This is a genomic window from Bradyrhizobium sp. AUGA SZCCT0160, assembly GCF_018130105.1.
Taxonomy (GTDB): Bacteria; Pseudomonadota; Alphaproteobacteria; order Rhizobiales; family Xanthobacteraceae; genus Bradyrhizobium.
In genome coordinates this window covers 58,934-73,586 of record NZ_JAFCMD010000019.1, presented here as the reverse complement: position 1 = coordinate 73,586, position 14,653 = coordinate 58,934, and the positions used below count along the sequence as shown (strand labels likewise).

General features: G+C 62.6%; 13 protein-coding genes. 2 read left to right on the top strand and 11 right to left on the bottom strand.

Annotated features, from left to right (window positions below; genetic code table 11):
* Positions 1-52: 52 nt before the first annotated feature.
* Positions 53-1,816 carry an ABC transporter ATP-binding protein gene (locus JQ558_RS26625; RefSeq protein WP_212204726.1) on the bottom strand — a complete coding sequence of 588 codons (1,764 nt, stop codon included), beginning with the start codon at positions 1,814-1,816 and terminating at the stop codon, positions 53-55.
* Positions 1,817-2,106: 290 nt separating this feature from the next.
* Between JQ558_RS26625 and JQ558_RS26620 the strand changes: the two genes are divergently transcribed.
* Positions 2,107-3,174 carry a glycosyltransferase family 4 protein gene (locus JQ558_RS26620; RefSeq protein ID WP_212204728.1) on the top strand — a complete coding sequence of 356 codons (1,068 nt, stop codon included), beginning with the start codon at positions 2,107-2,109 and terminating at the stop codon, positions 3,172-3,174.
* A 72-nt stretch (positions 3,175-3,246) separates the two neighbouring features.
* Here JQ558_RS26620 and JQ558_RS26615 read toward each other — a convergent pair whose 3' ends face one another.
* From JQ558_RS26615 to JQ558_RS26605, 3 genes are all read right to left on the bottom strand, one after another.
* Positions 3,247-4,026 (bottom strand): phosphatase PAP2-related protein, encoded by a 780-nt coding sequence (locus JQ558_RS26615; RefSeq protein ID WP_212295642.1) that lies wholly within the window; start codon positions 4,024-4,026, stop codon positions 3,247-3,249.
* 144 nt (positions 4,027-4,170) lie between these two features.
* Positions 4,171-4,347 carry a hypothetical protein gene (locus JQ558_RS26610; RefSeq protein ID WP_212295641.1) on the bottom strand — a complete coding sequence of 59 codons (177 nt, stop codon included), beginning with the start codon at positions 4,345-4,347 and terminating at the stop codon, positions 4,171-4,173.
* 105 nt (positions 4,348-4,452) lie between these two features.
* Entirely contained in the window at positions 4,453-5,709 is a 1,257-nt protein-coding gene (locus JQ558_RS26605) for a NupC/NupG family nucleoside CNT transporter (RefSeq protein WP_212295640.1), read from the bottom strand.
* A 198-nt stretch (positions 5,710-5,907) separates the two neighbouring features.
* On the opposite strand from JQ558_RS26605, the gene JQ558_RS26600 reads away from it, so the two are divergent.
* Positions 5,908-7,131: an MFS transporter gene (locus tag JQ558_RS26600; protein WP_212295639.1), complete on the top strand. Its 1,224-nt coding sequence runs from the start codon at positions 5,908-5,910 to the stop codon at positions 7,129-7,131.
* A 176-nt stretch (positions 7,132-7,307) separates the two neighbouring features.
* Here JQ558_RS26600 and JQ558_RS26595 read toward each other — a convergent pair whose 3' ends face one another.
* The 7 genes from JQ558_RS26595 to glsA form a co-directional block, all read right to left on the bottom strand.
* A complete protein-coding gene (locus JQ558_RS26595) occupies positions 7,308-8,072 on the bottom strand; it encodes an SDR family oxidoreductase (protein WP_211996262.1) in 765 nt (254 codons plus the stop codon).
* 12 nt (positions 8,073-8,084) lie between these two features.
* Positions 8,085-8,843: a proteasome-type protease gene (locus JQ558_RS26590; protein WP_212204737.1), complete on the bottom strand. Its 759-nt coding sequence runs from the start codon at positions 8,841-8,843 to the stop codon at positions 8,085-8,087.
* A 177-nt stretch (positions 8,844-9,020) separates the two neighbouring features.
* Positions 9,021-10,322: an amidohydrolase family protein gene (locus JQ558_RS26585; protein WP_249142647.1), complete on the bottom strand. Its 1,302-nt coding sequence runs from the start codon at positions 10,320-10,322 to the stop codon at positions 9,021-9,023.
* 94 nt (positions 10,323-10,416) lie between these two features.
* Positions 10,417-10,626, bottom strand: a complete 210-nt coding sequence (locus JQ558_RS26580) for a hypothetical protein (protein ID WP_212295691.1) — start codon at positions 10,624-10,626, stop codon at positions 10,417-10,419.
* Between the two features lie 13 nt (positions 10,627-10,639).
* Positions 10,640-11,203 carry an HdeD family acid-resistance protein gene (locus tag JQ558_RS26575; RefSeq protein WP_212295637.1) on the bottom strand — a complete coding sequence of 188 codons (564 nt, stop codon included), beginning with the start codon at positions 11,201-11,203 and terminating at the stop codon, positions 10,640-10,642.
* Positions 11,204-11,682: 479 nt separating this feature from the next.
* Positions 11,683-13,335 (bottom strand): MFS transporter, encoded by a 1,653-nt coding sequence (locus JQ558_RS26570; RefSeq protein WP_249142646.1) that lies wholly within the window; start codon positions 13,333-13,335, stop codon positions 11,683-11,685.
* A gap of 72 nt (positions 13,336-13,407) precedes the next feature.
* Positions 13,408-14,406, bottom strand: a complete 999-nt coding sequence (gene glsA / locus JQ558_RS26565) for a glutaminase A (protein WP_212295636.1) — start codon at positions 14,404-14,406, stop codon at positions 13,408-13,410.
* Positions 14,407-14,653: the final 247 nt, after the last annotated feature.

Below are 14,653 nucleotides of genomic sequence, written 5' to 3'. Positions count from 1 at the left end.
TCCGCACGCCGCGACGCCGATCTGACTGTGCTCTACATTCGTTTCTGCGATTTCAGGCTGCGTGGATCGCGAGACGGTTCATTTCCTGCGTCACGAGCTGCCGGTACGGACCGGTTTCGCGCATCAGGCGGTCCGGCGGACCATCCTCGATGATCTTGCCTTCCCTGAGAACCACGACGCGATCGAAGTTCCGCAGCGTGGCGAGACGGTGGGCGATCGCGATCACGGTGCGGCCGCGCATCAGGCGGCCGAGCGCCTCGCGGATCGCTTCTTCTGACTCGCCGTCAAGCGCGGCCGTCGCCTCGTCGAGCAGCAGGATCGGCGCGTCCTTCAGGAACGCGCGCGCGATTGCGATGCGTTGCCGCTGGCCGCCGGAGAGTTTGACGCCGCGATCGCCGACCATGGTGGCAAGGCCGTCGGGCAGATTTTCGACGAAGTCACACCGCGCCGCGATCGCCGCGCGCAGGACCTCGTCGTCGCTTGCCGTCGGACGGCCATAGCGGATGTTCTCCAGGATCGTGCGGTGGAACATCGAGATGTCCTGCGGCACGACCGAAATGGCTTCGCGGAGGCTTTGCTGGGTGACGCGCGAAATATCCTGGCCGTCGACGGTGATACTGCCATTGTCGACGTCATAGAAGCGCTGCAACAGCACAAACAGGCTGGATTTGCCGCCGCCGGATTGGCCGACCAGGCCGACGCGCTGCCCGGGTTTGAGGTTCAGGTTGAATTTGTCGAACACCTGGACGCCGCCAGGATATCCGAACGAGATGTTCCTGAAGGTGATGGCGGCACCGCTCTTGATCAGCGGTTCGGCCTCGGGATGGTCGCGCAGTTCATGCGGCTGCAGCAGCGTTGCGATCGCCTCCGAGAGCCGGGCCGTGTGCTGGGTGACATCCACAAGTGCGACCGCCAGATCGCGGGTCGCGTGCAGGATGGAAAGACCGAGCGTGCAGACCAGCACCACGTCGCCGGTGGTGGCCTTGCCGCTCTGCCACAGCGTGACCGCCCAGTACAACAGGGCCACCGTCAGTGCCAGCGTGATCACGGCATGCGTGAGCCGAAGCTTTTCCAGATAGCGCAGGCTGCGGCCCCGTGCGGTCAATTCGCGGTCGACGGTGTTGTCGAAGCGGTTGTGCTCATGGTCGAGCCCGCAGAACGCCCGCACCAGCGGCATGTTGTTGATGACGTCGACCATTTCGCCGTCAACGGCGGCGGCCTTGTCGGCGTAGTCGTCATGTAGCGGCTTGCCCGCGGCCGCGATCCGGAACATGGCGATGAGGACCACGCTTGCGATCACGATCATGCCGGCGGCCATCGGCAGGCTGACGGTTCCGATCAGCGCGATTGCCACAATTGTGGCGATGCAGGGCGGCAACACGTTCCATACGAACATGTTCTCCACCGTGAATACGGCATTGGAGGTGGCCGTGATCCGGCTTGTCAGCATGCCCGGGAGCCGGTCGATGAAATAGCTCGGGGCGTGTCCGGTCAAATGGCGGAACATGTCGCGGCGCAGATCGCCGGTGACGCCGACAAACGTGAAGCTCGCTGTCCAACTCGCGATGCGCCACAGCAGGACGTCGGAACCAATCAGCGCTATGAGAAAAACGAATGCCAGCCATACACCGCCGCTATGCGCAGGTCCGGCGGCGAGGGCGTCGACCAGATACTTCACGCCGTATTGTGTGCCGACCGAGCAGGCAACGGCTGCCACCACCGTGAACAATATCACCAGATGCGACGCGGGCCGCCGGCGCAGATAGCGCATTACAAAGGGGAATGGTCGGTTCGCGTATCCCGATAGATTGTCCATGTGTCTGCTAAACCTGTTGGAGATTAACGGGAAATCCTGGCGGAACCCCGACCCTGTCGACGGGCGTCATTCGATTGGCGCGGCAACGCCTCAACTGCACAACAATTTCGCAGCAAAGGTCGTTCAAGAAGTCTGATCACGTGTGATGGCATCAGCAAGACGACAGTGTGTGAGAAGTGAGCGCACCAATGTGGGAACTTCGCATCTGCGTAAACGTTCCCGCTCTGGCGATGCCGCGCCACGAGGGTTGAGGGCTTTCAAGGTAAAATCACGATCAGGAGGTTGTTAGGATGCGCATCGCGCAGGTTGCTCCGTTGACGGAGGCTGTTCCGCCCAGGCTGTATGGCGGCACCGAACGCGTCGTCTATTGGCTGACCGAGGAACTGGTCGCTCTGGGCCACGAGGTCACGCTATTCGCCAGCGGCGATTCCCGAACCTCCGGCAAACTGGATGCGACGTGGCCGAAGGCGCTGAGGCTGGACGGGTCGGTGCGGGATCCGAACGCACTTCACATGCTGATGCTCGAGCGCGTACGGCAAAAATGTGACGATGAAGAATTCGACTTTCTTCATTTCCATCTCGACTACTATCCGTTCTCGCTGTTCGCCCGGCAGCCGACGCCGTTCGTGACCACGCTTCATGGCCGGCTGGATCTTCCCGAGCATCAGCCGGTGTTCGCGACATTCTCGAAGATTCCGCTTGTTTCGATCTCAAATGCGCAGCGGCGGCCGGTGCCGAAAGCAAACTTCATCAACACCATATACCACGGCCTGCCGGAGAAGTTGCTGACGCCCCAGGCGGTGAAGCCGAGCTATCTGGCCGTCCTCGGCCGTATCGCGCCGGAGAAGGGCGTGGACCGGGCGATCAGGATCGCGATACGCTGCGGCATCCCGCTCAAGATTGCGGCGAAGGTCGATCGCGCCGACCAGGAATATTACGATGCGATCATCAAGCCGATGATGGATCATCCGCTGGTCGAGTTTATCGGCGAAATCGGGGACCACGAGAAAGCCGAGTTCCTGAGCGGGGCGATCGGGTTGCTGCTGCCGATCGACTGGCCGGAGCCGTTCGGCCTCGTCATGATCGAGGCCATGGCCTGCGGCACGCCCGTGATCGCCTACAACCGTGGATCGGTTCCTGAAATCATCGACGACGGAAAGACCGGCTTCATCGTCGAGGATGAAATCAGCGCGGTCGCCGATGTCGGGCGGCTGGGGGAACTGGATCGCCAGGCCATTCGCACGCATTTCGAGACGCGCTTTACGGCTCGCCGTATGGCGCTCGACTATGTCAACACCTATCAGGGCATGATCGAGGCGGTGAAGCCGCGGATGAAACTGGTCAGCAGCGCCGAATAACGTTGCCGGAGCAGGGCGCTCGATTCTTAAACCCGTCGATGGCGTGCGTCATCGACGGGACGCGCTCGCGCGTCAGGACGCGGTGTTCGATTGACCGTTCGACACCGGGTCGTCGCCGACGGCGTGCAGCACGAATGGTCTGGCGACACGCCCAGGTTCGGCGACAGGAATGGACGATCTGCGACTTGCGCGCTTTGGCCGTGGTGCGGTCTGATTTTCGGTGGAGCGAAACAACGCGTAGTCGCGGCTGAATAGCCAGCGCGATGTTTGAAAGACGCCGTGGGTGATGAACAGAGCGGCGAGCACGTCGATCGAATAGTGGTAGTGGCCGAGCAGCACGACCGCGCCGAAGAACGCGGTCAGCGCGAGAAAGAATACCCGCCATTGCAAGATGTGCCAGAACGCCAGCGCCGCCAGGAACGGCATTCCGGTGTGACCGGAAAAGAAGAGATCGCTGCCGTAAAAAATGGAGTTGAAGAACGGCGCCGGCTGCTGCGGATCGATCGGGGACGGCGCCATGTGGGTGAGCGCCACGAATACGGCGCGGACCACCAGGAACAGCGCGGTGGCCTTCAGCGCGAACGGCAACCGGTTCGGCCGCCAGGCCAGCACTCCCGCCGTGATGACGAAGGCCGTGAACGTACCGTAGATGAACAGAAAGCGGACGTTGTAGGGCCCGACGCGGCTCAGCACAAAATCCGTGACGTGGTTGCTGGCATGGACCGTAGCATAGGTGACAGCGGCGAAGATCGCGATGCTGCTGGCAGAGAGGAAAGCGGCGCCCTCGCACAGCGAGCGGACATACGCGCGCGTGCCAAACAGCGTACGGTAAGCCCGAATAGTGTGTTCCATGGCGCCTGCTCCTCCGTTCGCGAAATCTGCTACGGCTGGCATCACGCGGCCGCCAATTGCGGCGGCTCATCGGCGGTCTGTTCGCAGGATTGGATAGCAGGCGGCTCTAAAACAAAGGCGGTCTGCCGCTGCTTGCCTACGCTGTTATCGGTAGCCGAATGCGACAAACCCCGGCGGAAGCGGCTGCGGATTGAGAGCGACCCGCTCGAGCGCGGAGGTAAACCGGTGCTGCAGTCCGCTGACGATGATGATGCCGCCCGCAACACGGTCGAGTTCATCTGATGTCAATGCTTCGTCTTTGACAGGAACTGAATGGGTCATGGTTGTTTCCCTTGGTGAGGCGGGCACGGTGCCGTCGCCGAGCGGACATTACCTCGCTCATCCTGATTGGTGTGTGAGCCAAATCACTCAGGGCTGGCGCGGCCTCTAGCTGATCGATCCCACGATCGCGCCCATCAGGCAGGTGGCCAGCGTGCCCGACACGATCGACTTCAGCCCGAGCGCGTTGATTTCTTCGCGGCGGCCGGGTGCCATGGTGCCGAGGCCGCCGATCATGATGCCGAGGCTGGCGAAGTTGGCAAAGCCGCACATGGCATAGAGCATGATCAGCCGCGAGCGCGGATCGAGCGCGTCGGGACCGAGCTTCGACAGATCGACATAGGCGATCAACTCGTTGAGCACGGTCTTGGTGCCCATCAGGCTTCCCGCCGTGATCGCCTGCGACCACGGCAGGCCCAACAGCCAGCATACCGGCGCCATCAGATAGCCGAGCAGCCGCTGCAGCGAAATCTTCGCGCCGCCGATCTCGGGCAACAGGCCGAGGATGGCGTTGGCGAGATAGACCAATGCCACCAGCACCAGCAGCATGGCGACGATGTTGAGCAGCAGCTCCAGTCCGGACGTGGTGCCCTTGACGATCGCATCCATGGTGCTCTTCACTTCCATGTCGGTGTCAGCAGCGGCCAGCATTCCGCCAGTCCGCTTGTCAGACGTCTCCGGCACCATGATCAGGCTGATCAGGATCGCCGCGGGTGCGCCGAGCACCGAGGCAATGACGAAATGCGCCGCCGCATCCGGGATCAATGGCGCGAGAAACGTGGCGTACAGCACCAGCACGGTGCCGGCGATCCCGGCCATGCCGCCGGTCATCACCATGAACAATTCGCTGCGCGTGAGTTGCGAAAGGTATGGGCGGATGAACAGGGGCGCCTCGACCATGCCGAGGAAGATGTTGGCGGCGGCGGACAGCCCGACCGCGCCGCCGACGCCGAGCGTGCGTTCCAGAAGCCAGGCCATGCCGCGCACGATCGGCGGCAGCACCCGCCAGTAGAACAGCAGCGTGGTCAGCACGCTCATGACCAGGATGATCGGCAGCGCCTGAAACGCCAGGATGAAATCGGCGCCCGGCGCCTTGAGGTCGAAGGGAAGCGTGCCGCCGCCGAGATAGCCGAACACGAAGGAGGTGCCGGCGCGGGACGCTGCCGCGATGGTATTGACCGCGTCATTGATGGCGCCGAACGCCTTTGCGACCAGCGGCAGCTTGAGCAGCACCAGGGCGGTAAGCACGGTAACCGCAAGCCCGACCGCCATCTGCCGCCATGACACCGCGCGGCGGTTCTCGCCGAGCGCCCACGCGATTCCCAGCAACGCCAGCACGCCGAAAGCCGATTGCAGTTGCAGCATGATCTCGAAGTCCCCCGGTCGATTATGGCAGCGGGGGACTTGCAAGCGCAATGCCGGGCAGCCCTTCGCCGCCTGGCATTGACAGCCCGCGGGCATTGACAGCCCGTGGGCATTGACAGGGGGATCAGGGTCGTTCACGGCGTAACCAACAACAATGCGAGCGGACGCACGCTTCGAAAAGCAGGATACCGGCCTCAAATGTCTTCCCTGATGCCTGTCGGCGCCGGCGATCTGCTCAGGCATCCCTCCTTCCTGTCGTTTCTGCTGTCGCGCAGCCTGTCGCGTTTCGCCAGCCAGATCGGGGCCGTTGCCATCGGCTGGCAGGTCTATGACATGACCGGCAGCGCCTTCGATCTCGGCATGATCGGGCTGGTTCAATTCCTCCCCACGGCGTTGTTTCTGTTCGTGGCCGGCCATGCCGCCGACCGCTACGAACGCAAACGGGTGGTGCAACTCTGCCAGATCGCCGAGGGGCTGACGGCGCTGTTTCTGGCCTGGGGCGCCTATGCGGGTTTTCTTAGCGTCACGCAGATCTTCATTGCATCCTTCGTGCTCGGTATAGCCGGCGCCTTCGAAAGCCCGGCATTGGCCGCGCTGCTGCCGCTGATCGCGCCGAAAGGCGCGCTGCAGCGTGCCACCGCGGTCTCGAGCGGCGCGGGGCAAATCGCCACCATCGCCGGTCCTGCACTCGGCGGCTTGGCCTATGCCATCGCCCCCAGCGCAGCCTATGGGGTCATGACTGCGTTTTTCCTATTCGGGGCAGCAATCATGGGGGCGATCCGGCTGACGCAGCCGGCTGTGGTACGGGATGCCGCGACACCGGATGATATCTTTGCCGGCGTCAAATTCGTCCGCAACAACCCGGCGATTCTCGGAACGATTTCGCTTGATCTGTTCGCGGTGCTGCTCGGCGGCGCCACCGCGCTGCTGCCGATCTATGCCCGTGACATCCTGCAGACCGGCCCGCTCGGCCTCGGCATCCTGCGCGCCGCGCCCGCGATCGGCGCGCTGCTGATGACGGTGTTCCTCGCCCACCACACCATCAACCACCGCGTCGGAATACGGATGTTTCAGGCCGTGATCGTGTTCGGCGTGGCGACGGTGGTGTTTGCGCTGTCGCACTGGATGTGGCTGTCGGTGCTGGCGCTGGTGGTGCTGGGCGCCGCCGACGTCGTGAGCGTCGTGATCCGCTTCTCGCTGGTGCAGCTCGCCACGCCCGACGAGATGCGGGGCCGGGTCGGCGCGGTCAATTTCCTGTTCATCAACGCGTCAAACCAGCTCGGTCAGTTCGAAAGCGGCGTTACCGCCGCTTTGTTCGGCGCGATGCCGGCCGCCGTGCTCGGCGGCGTCGGCACGATTGCGATCGCGCTATTGTGGATGAAGCTGTTTCCGACGCTGCGGAATGTGGAGAAGCTGGAGTAGGGCGACGACCCTCACCACGTCGTCCCGGCCTTGAGCCGGGACCCATACGCCGTGCATTCTCGATGAGAACGCGAATGACAAACGCCTCGTAACCCAATCACCGCCGCGGAGTATGGGTCCCCCGATGCGCAATTGCGCATCTGAGCTCAAGGCCGGGACGACATCGGTGGATTTGGCTACCCCCGCCCGACGAACGGCATCTTGGTCGCCATGACCGTCATGAACAGCACGTTGGCATCGAGCGGCAGGCCGGCCATGTAAGCTACCGCATCGCCGACCGCTTTTGCGTCCATGCGCGGCTCGTGTTTCATCGTGCCGTCGGGCTGCATCACGCCGGGCCCGGCGACCATGCGGTCGGTCATCGGGGTTGCCGCGTTGCCGATGTCGACCTGGCCGACCGCGATGTCGTACATGCGGCCGTCGAGGTTGGTGGCCTTGGTCAGGCCCGTGATGGCGTGCTTGGTCGAGGTGTAGGCCGACGAGAACGGCCGCGGCGCGTGCGCCGAGATCGAGCCGTTGTTGATGATGCGGCCGCCGCGCGGGTTCTGGTCCTTCATGATCCGGAAGGCATGCTGGGTGCACAGGAAGGGGCCGGTGAGGTTGGTGTTCACCACTGCCTGCCACTGTTCGAGGCTGAGGTCCTCGAAGTTCACCGGCGGCGCGCCCATGCCGGCGTTGTTGAAGAGCACGTCGAGCCGGCCGTAGGTTTCCTTGACCTTGTCGAACAGGGCGGCGATCGAGGCTGGGCTCGTCATGTCGGCGGAAACGCACAGGCTCTTGCCGACATTGTCGCCGAGCTTCTTGGTCTCTTCCAGCATCTCCATGCGGCGCCCGGCGAGCACCACGGTGAAGCCGGCATTCATCAGCGCCAGCGATGCCGCGCGTCCGACGCCGGTGCCCGCACCGGTGACGACTGCGATCTTGTTTGCTGCTTCGGCCATTGTTCCTCGCCTTTACTTCTTTGTTTCTGTTTCTGATTTGTAGGGTGGTCTTGGAATATTCTGGTGCGCCGCGCGCAGCGCCGCCGACCAGCGTGAACGCAGATCGTGGAAATAGGGCTCGCCGGCCTCGATGCGGTGATTGAGATCGGCCTCGCAGGCATCCGCGCGCACCACCAATACGTCGATTGGCAGGCCGACGCCGAGATTGGAGCGCATCGTCGAATCCATCGAGATCAGGCTGGTCTTCAGCGCCTCGTACAGTTCGACATCGTAATGCATGGCGCGGTCGAGCACCGGCTTGCCGTATTTATGCTCGCCGATCTGCAGGTACGGCGTGTCGGTCGTGCATTCGATGAAATTGCCGGCGGTGTAGACCATGAACAGCCGCATCCGCGAGCCCTTGATCTGGCCACCGAACAGGAACGAGACGTCGAAACTGACGTCTTCGGAGCGCAGCGCGTCGCCCTCGGTGGCGTGGACGCTGCGAATGGCGCGGCCGATGCGCTGGGCGGCCTGGAACATGGTCGGCGCGTTCATCAGCGTTTCGACCTCGCCGTTGTGCGGGTCTTCGATGCCCTCGGTCAGGGTTGACAGCACCGACTGGCTGATCGCCAAATTGCCGGCGCTGGCGATCGCCATGATGCGCTCGCCCGGCTTTGAGAAAATGTGCAGCTTGCGAAAGGTCGAGACGTTGTCGAGGCCGGCATTGGTGCGGGTATCCGCGATCATGACCAGACCGTCCCGTACCAGCACTCCGCAACAATAGGTCATTCCACGTCCCCGAAACCGTCCGAACTACCGGCGGGGCACTAGTAGCCAATTTTTCGGGGGCATCCAACCCCAATTCCCCAGGCCGTGGCATGCGCTGGATGGGTAAAAAGACGCATTGCGCGGAATGAGGGCTCGATCGGCGCTGCGGACCGAACCCTACGACACGCCTCCGTCGTTCTATTTGCCACCGACAAGGAGGTTCTTGTAGATTTTCCCGTCCTTCATGATGACGACGAAATTCTTTGCCGGGTCTTCGATCAGCTTGATGTTATCGACGGGGTTGCCATCCACCAGCAACAGGTCGGCCAGCGCGCCTTCTTCCACCACGCCGAGCTTGCCGGGATAAGGATTGCGAAGCCCGGACATGGCAAGCAGTTCGGCGTTTGTCGATGTCGCCATGACCAGCGCTTCAGCGGGGGTGTACCAACGGGTAAGCGCGGCCAGAATTGCCCCTTGTTGTTGCGCCAGTTCGCGGGAGAACAGCACATCCGTGCCCCACGCCGTCTTGATCTTGTATTTCTTAGCCATCTCATAGGCGCGGGCTATCCCGGGCCAGACCTCTTCCGCTTTGGCTCGCTGGACAGAACCTTCAGGAAGGCCCAGCCTCATCCCCTCCGGCAGTGGCTGCATGCTCAGCCAAACACCCTTGTCCGCGATCAATTTTGCGGTTGCGTCGTCCATCAGGAAACCGTGCTCGATACACCTCGCGCCGGCCGCAATAGCGCTCCGGATCGCAGTCGACGTAAAGGCGTGCGCGGCGACGTATGTCCCCCAATTTTCGGCCGCTTCGGCCGCGGCGCGCATTTCGGCCTCCGTGAAGGTCTTAACGTCGATCGGACTGAAGGGGGACGACACCCCGCCGCCCGCCGTCAACTTGACTTGTGAGGCGCCCTGCATGAGCTGTTCGCGTACGCGCACGCGCACCTCGTCAGGGCTATCGGCAACGATGGCGCCGCCAATCTGCTCCATGCGGGTAAGCATGCCGCCGATCGTTCGCGGCAGATCAGTCAGCTGCCGGAAATCCCCATGCCCGCTCGTGACAGTGATCATGGCGCCGGACGGATAGATACGCGGGCCCTTGACGATGCCTTCATCGATGGCGCGCTTGAGGCCGAACACCGGCCCGCCCACGTCGCGAATGGTGGTGAAGCCGCGCATCAGAGTATCTGTCGCTTCGTCGCCAGCCACCAGATTGTTGAAACCGACGTCACCGAACGCCTCTACCGGGTTCGTGCGGATCAGCATCGCGTGCCAATGCGCATCGATCAGGCCCGGCATCAGGACGCGGCCGGCACCATTGATCGTTGCGGTTTGAGCGTCGACCGCGATCGGCGCCGTCGAAACCTTCTCTATCGTGTTGCCTCGGATCAGGACGTTGGACGGCGCTGAAACCGCGCCACTCTTTCCGTCAAAGATCCTGACGTTCTGAAATAATGCAGCTTGCTGGGCTTGCGCGGAGGGCGGGGCGGAGAAGCTCATTCCGATTGCAGCCAGAACTACCAGCACGGAACTGCCGGGGAATATTCTCAAGCAAGACATTCTCATAGCCGTGTGCCCCCGTTATCTGATCTGGTTAGCGAATCTGACCGTTCTCATTGCGCCTGATGATCTTGAGAACCCAGAAGATCACGCCGGCAATCAGGGACAGGACGCCAAGAAACGATAACGCCATTGACTCGAGGTTCATGCCTGCGACCAGCAACACGCATCCCAGGACGATCAGAACCAGACCGCCGAGCTTTTTCGCGAGAAAAACGGACCCTTCGTCAGCACGTGCAACCATAGCGACCACTCCCTTATGCCGTTTTCGCCGACGGCCACCACGCATAAGCCAGCCACGCGATGCCGTGAGATATCAGATCGACGCCGAGGACAAATCCAAGCACCCAGAGACCGGTCACCGGGAATCCCGTCAGAATGACGAGGCCGGCCAGGACGCCGAAGGCGCCGGACAGCAGCATGATCCAGCCCGCATCTTTCCAGTGGCCGAAGCCCAGCAGAATTCGAACGATGCCGGATATCAGCAGCAACAGGCCGAGGACATAGGTGAGGATCAAGGCGCTGGCGACCGGCTGGCTCACCAGCACCGCGCCGAACGCGATGTACAAAATGCCGAGCAGCACCTGCCATACGAAGCCGCCCCATCCCTTGGTCCAGAACGCGTGAATCACTTCGAAGGCGCCCGCGATGATCGAGATCCAGCCGATGAACATCGTGCTGATGACGGTCACCAGAACGACGTCACCCAACACCAGGATTCCCGCGGCGATCATCACCAGTCCAAGGAGGATGCAGATCCAAAATGGTGGCGCGGACAAACCATCGGCGCGCAGTCGTGAATTACCGTCGTAAGTGGTCATGTTGTCCTCCTCGATTCGGATCCCTTCGATCGAATGAGCGGCGCAGTGCCGGCCGCTCGGGTCTCATCAGCATCCTGAAATCGGCTATAGCCATCGCCAGCCGCAAACGCGGCGCCCGCGGTGCCAATAACAGACCCAACGGCGCCGGCGGTGACGGTGGATTGGGCGCCGTCGCGGCGGACGTGCCTCAGGGCGCGGGGGCGGCCGGCGGGTGGCGGCCTGAACATGTACCGTGAGATCATCCGTCTCGCCGGCAGGATCCTTGCTGCCGAGATCTTTGCCGAGGTCCTTCTGTGGCGCGAGGGGCATGGCCTCGACCACGGTCGGCAGCGAACTTGCGGCCAAACCCGCGGCTGCGGCCACACACAAAATGCCCCGTAATACGCTGCGACGCTCGATTGCATCCATTGGGCTCACTCCTTTGACCGGCGCCTTGTTATTTTTTCTCCGCGGAGAAACACACGTCTCGCAATCGGTGATCAGGTCGATTTCGCGCCTTCGACCGCGGGGTCGTCACTTGGGATTTCTCCCGGCAGGTAATTCGGGAGCTGTCCGGCCGGAAACACCGCGAGCAAGGCAAGGCCGGCCATGATGAGCAGGCCGATCTTCAGCGCTCGCAGCCGCGCCTCCGTGTTCACGCGCACCGCTTCCTGCACCTGCTGCGGCGTGGCGGTGGTGTTCTCCATCACGGTCCGCAGGCGCTCGTTGCTGACGAAGGTGATGTTGTTGAGATCGACCTGGCTCTGCAGTTCCTTCGGCAGCACCGGATTTGCGGCGATGCTGCTGACGGCGATTGTGCTCAAGAGGCCGACAAGCAGCGCGCCGGCGACGGCTGTTCCGACTGCCGCGGCGAGATTTTGCGTGGTGCCGCGCGCCGATCCGACGTCGCCTGCCAGTACCTTGGGCGAGGCGGTGACCAGTACGTTGAACAATAGCGTGACCAGCGAGCCCTGGCCGATACCGAACAGGACAAGGCCGAACAATACGGGAATCTCGCTCCAGTCGTTCCGCACCACGAATGCGAGCCACACCAGTGCAATCGTGCAGAGAGCGAAGCCATAGCGGCCGATCTGGCGGGGTGTCAGTTTGTCGTAGACGTTGACGATCAGCATCGCCGTGAAGAACACCGTGAGATTGAACGGCATCATCGCGATCGCGGTCGCGAGAGGGGAGCGGCCCTGTACGATTTGAATGTACAACGGCACGGAAAAGTTAAGCGCCGCCTCCAGTGCGACCACGGCAAACAGCCCGTAGACCGCCGCGCGTTCCTGCGGCGAGTCGATCACCTCGAGGGCAAGCAGCGGCGTCTTCCCGGCCGCCTGGCGCTGATGCGTCCACATCAGAAAGGCCTGGCCGAGTACGATACCCAGAACGATCATGACCGGCGCAGGCGAAAGGCCGAGCAGGTCGAACGGCGCATTGGATGTTGCCAGCGCCAGACCCCAGCCGTTCAGGTTATTGAAGCCGAAACTGATGAGGATGATGGCTGTTGCCGCCAGCACAACGCCTGTGACATCGATCTGCACGTCCGGCCGTCCGCGGTCGGGCCTGAGGCGGAAGCTCAAAACGAAAACAATGGCGGAGGCGGCGATCAGGATTCCGAACGCCGGACGCCAGCCGATATATGTGCCGAGGACGCCGCCAATGATGAATGCCAGCACGCCGGCAGCGGCCCGCGCCGAACCAAGCGCGCCCACGGCGGTTGCCTGTTGGCGCCCGGTATAATTCTCGGCGATCAGCGCCACCAGCGATGGCACGATCACGGCCCCTGCCGTGCCGCAAAGCGCCTGGGCCGTGATCATCAGGGGCGCGGTGGGGCTGAATGTCATCAATATCTGCGCGGCACAGAACAAGACGACGGCGGCGCGGAAGACCTGGGCGGCGCCGAACCGCTGGGCGAGTTTCGCGCCCAGCATCACGAAGCCGGCCACCAGCATGGAGTAGGCCACGATGCCGGTCGCCACCGTCGTCGGCGGGACGCCGAAGCTCTGCACCATGCCTCCCATCGCGACCGGCAGCGAAGCGACGTTGAAGGACATGATCATCTGGCCGAACGCAATGGCGATCATCGGCACCCATGACGCCTGCGCGTCTTCGCGGATGTCGCCGATTGAAATCGAGTGCGTTGCCATGGCGTCCTCCGGCTTGCTCGGTTCCGGATCGGTCGGGTCTTACGGCCCGTCCCAATCCCTTTGGCATCTGATTCATTCTTCCGGTTGCGACACGAACAGATCCATTCCCAGCCGCTGTGACAGGAATTTTGCGGCGAGCTGTCCCTTGACGCTGTTGCCTGCGGCGTCGAGCGGGGGCGCAAAGGTTCCGAAGCCGCCTTTACCCGGGGAAACGGCGACGATGCCGCCACCGATTCCGCTCTTTCCAGGCAAGCCGATGTCGTAAAGCCAATCGCCCGAAGTTTCGTACAGTCCGGCGGTGATCATCACCGCGAGCGCGTAATGACAGACCGCCGGATCGACCACGCGCTTTTTGGTGATCGGGTTGACGCCGCCGTCAGCCAGCGTCGCGCCCATGACCGCGAGGTCCCGCGCGCTGACGTTCAGCGAGCACTGCCTGGTGTAGAGGTCGGTCGCTTCCTTTGCGTCGCAGTAGATCCGATCAAAACTCTGCAGCAGGCGGGCAATGCTGCGGTTGCGGAAGTTGGTGTCCGACCCCGAGGCGTAGACCTCTGCATTCAGCGGCAGCTTTCGGCCCGCGAAACGCGACAGTCCGTCATGGATGAATTGCCATTTTTCATCCGCGGTCGTGCCCGGCGCAAGACTCGTCGTTGCGATGGCGCCCGCATTCACCATCGGGTTGGTCCGGCCGCCGCCGTGCTCGATGGCGGCGAGGGAGTTGAAAGCAAGGCCAGTGGCGTTTGCTCCGAGCTTGGCGCGCGCTTCTTCCGGTCCGATCGTCTCGCAGATCAGCGCGAACACGAACGGCTTCGACACGCTCATGATCGAGAATTCGTAGTCGGTGTCCCCGGCGGCATAGACGCGTCCGCTGGTGCCGACGACGCAGACCCCGAACAGATCACTGGGGATCCTGGCCAGCGCCGGATAGACTTGCGAGTTTTCGCCGTCGCTGTTCGATTTGAAGCGCCGCTGCGCTTCGGACACGAGTGCCTGAACCGTCTCTGGCTCTGGCAGATGCCCTGTCGAAACATATGGCCGCTCGGCTTGTTGCGTGATCGATGGCGAGTCCATGGGACTCCTCCTCAATCCTGTTTATACGATCCCGCTCGTGGGTGCCGGGACGTCGGCAACGTTGGCTGCTCATTGAGCAAGCGATCACGTGGGATCTTTTCAGCTCTTCTTATTCGGCCCGACAAACAAGCGCTCGTAAGTGCACGGAGTCAAGCATACAACCTGACGCAGTAGTTTGCGCATCGTGTGCTTCGTCATAAAAAGTTGTAGCAAATCCGCCCAACGCGATGGCACAAACTGCACATGC

What these genes read in the sequence shown, in the direction of transcription:
- JQ558_RS26625 (WP_212204726.1), bottom strand. Translation starts at nt 1,816, where the DNA reads ATGGACAATCTATCGGGATACGCGAACCGACCATTCCCCTTTGTAATG.
- JQ558_RS26620 (WP_212204728.1), top strand. Translation starts at nt 2,107, where the DNA reads ATGCGCATCGCGCAGGTTGCTCCGTTGACGGAGGCTGTTCCGCCCAGG.
- JQ558_RS26615 (WP_212295642.1), bottom strand. Translation starts at nt 4,026, where the DNA reads ATGGAACACACTATTCGGGCTTACCGTACGCTGTTTGGCACGCGCGCG.
- JQ558_RS26610 (WP_212295641.1), bottom strand. Translation starts at nt 4,347, where the DNA reads ATGACCCATTCAGTTCCTGTCAAAGACGAAGCATTGACATCAGATGAA.
- JQ558_RS26605 (WP_212295640.1), bottom strand. Translation starts at nt 5,709, where the DNA reads ATGCTGCAACTGCAATCGGCTTTCGGCGTGCTGGCGTTGCTGGGAATC.
- JQ558_RS26600 (WP_212295639.1), top strand. Translation starts at nt 5,908, where the DNA reads ATGTCTTCCCTGATGCCTGTCGGCGCCGGCGATCTGCTCAGGCATCCC.
- JQ558_RS26595 (WP_211996262.1), bottom strand. Translation starts at nt 8,072, where the DNA reads ATGGCCGAAGCAGCAAACAAGATCGCAGTCGTCACCGGTGCGGGCACC.
- JQ558_RS26590 (WP_212204737.1), bottom strand. Translation starts at nt 8,843, where the DNA reads ATGACCTATTGTTGCGGAGTGCTGGTACGGGACGGTCTGGTCATGATC.
- JQ558_RS26585 (WP_249142647.1), bottom strand. Translation starts at nt 10,322, where the DNA reads ATGAGCTTCTCCGCCCCGCCCTCCGCGCAAGCCCAGCAAGCTGCATTA.
- JQ558_RS26580 (WP_212295691.1), bottom strand. Translation starts at nt 10,626, where the DNA reads ATGGTTGCACGTGCTGACGAAGGGTCCGTTTTTCTCGCGAAAAAGCTC.
- JQ558_RS26575 (WP_212295637.1), bottom strand. Translation starts at nt 11,203, where the DNA reads ATGACCACTTACGACGGTAATTCACGACTGCGCGCCGATGGTTTGTCC.
- JQ558_RS26570 (WP_249142646.1), bottom strand. Translation starts at nt 13,335, where the DNA reads ATGGCAACGCACTCGATTTCAATCGGCGACATCCGCGAAGACGCGCAG.
- glsA (WP_212295636.1), bottom strand. Translation starts at nt 14,406, where the DNA reads ATGGACTCGCCATCGATCACGCAACAAGCCGAGCGGCCATATGTTTCG.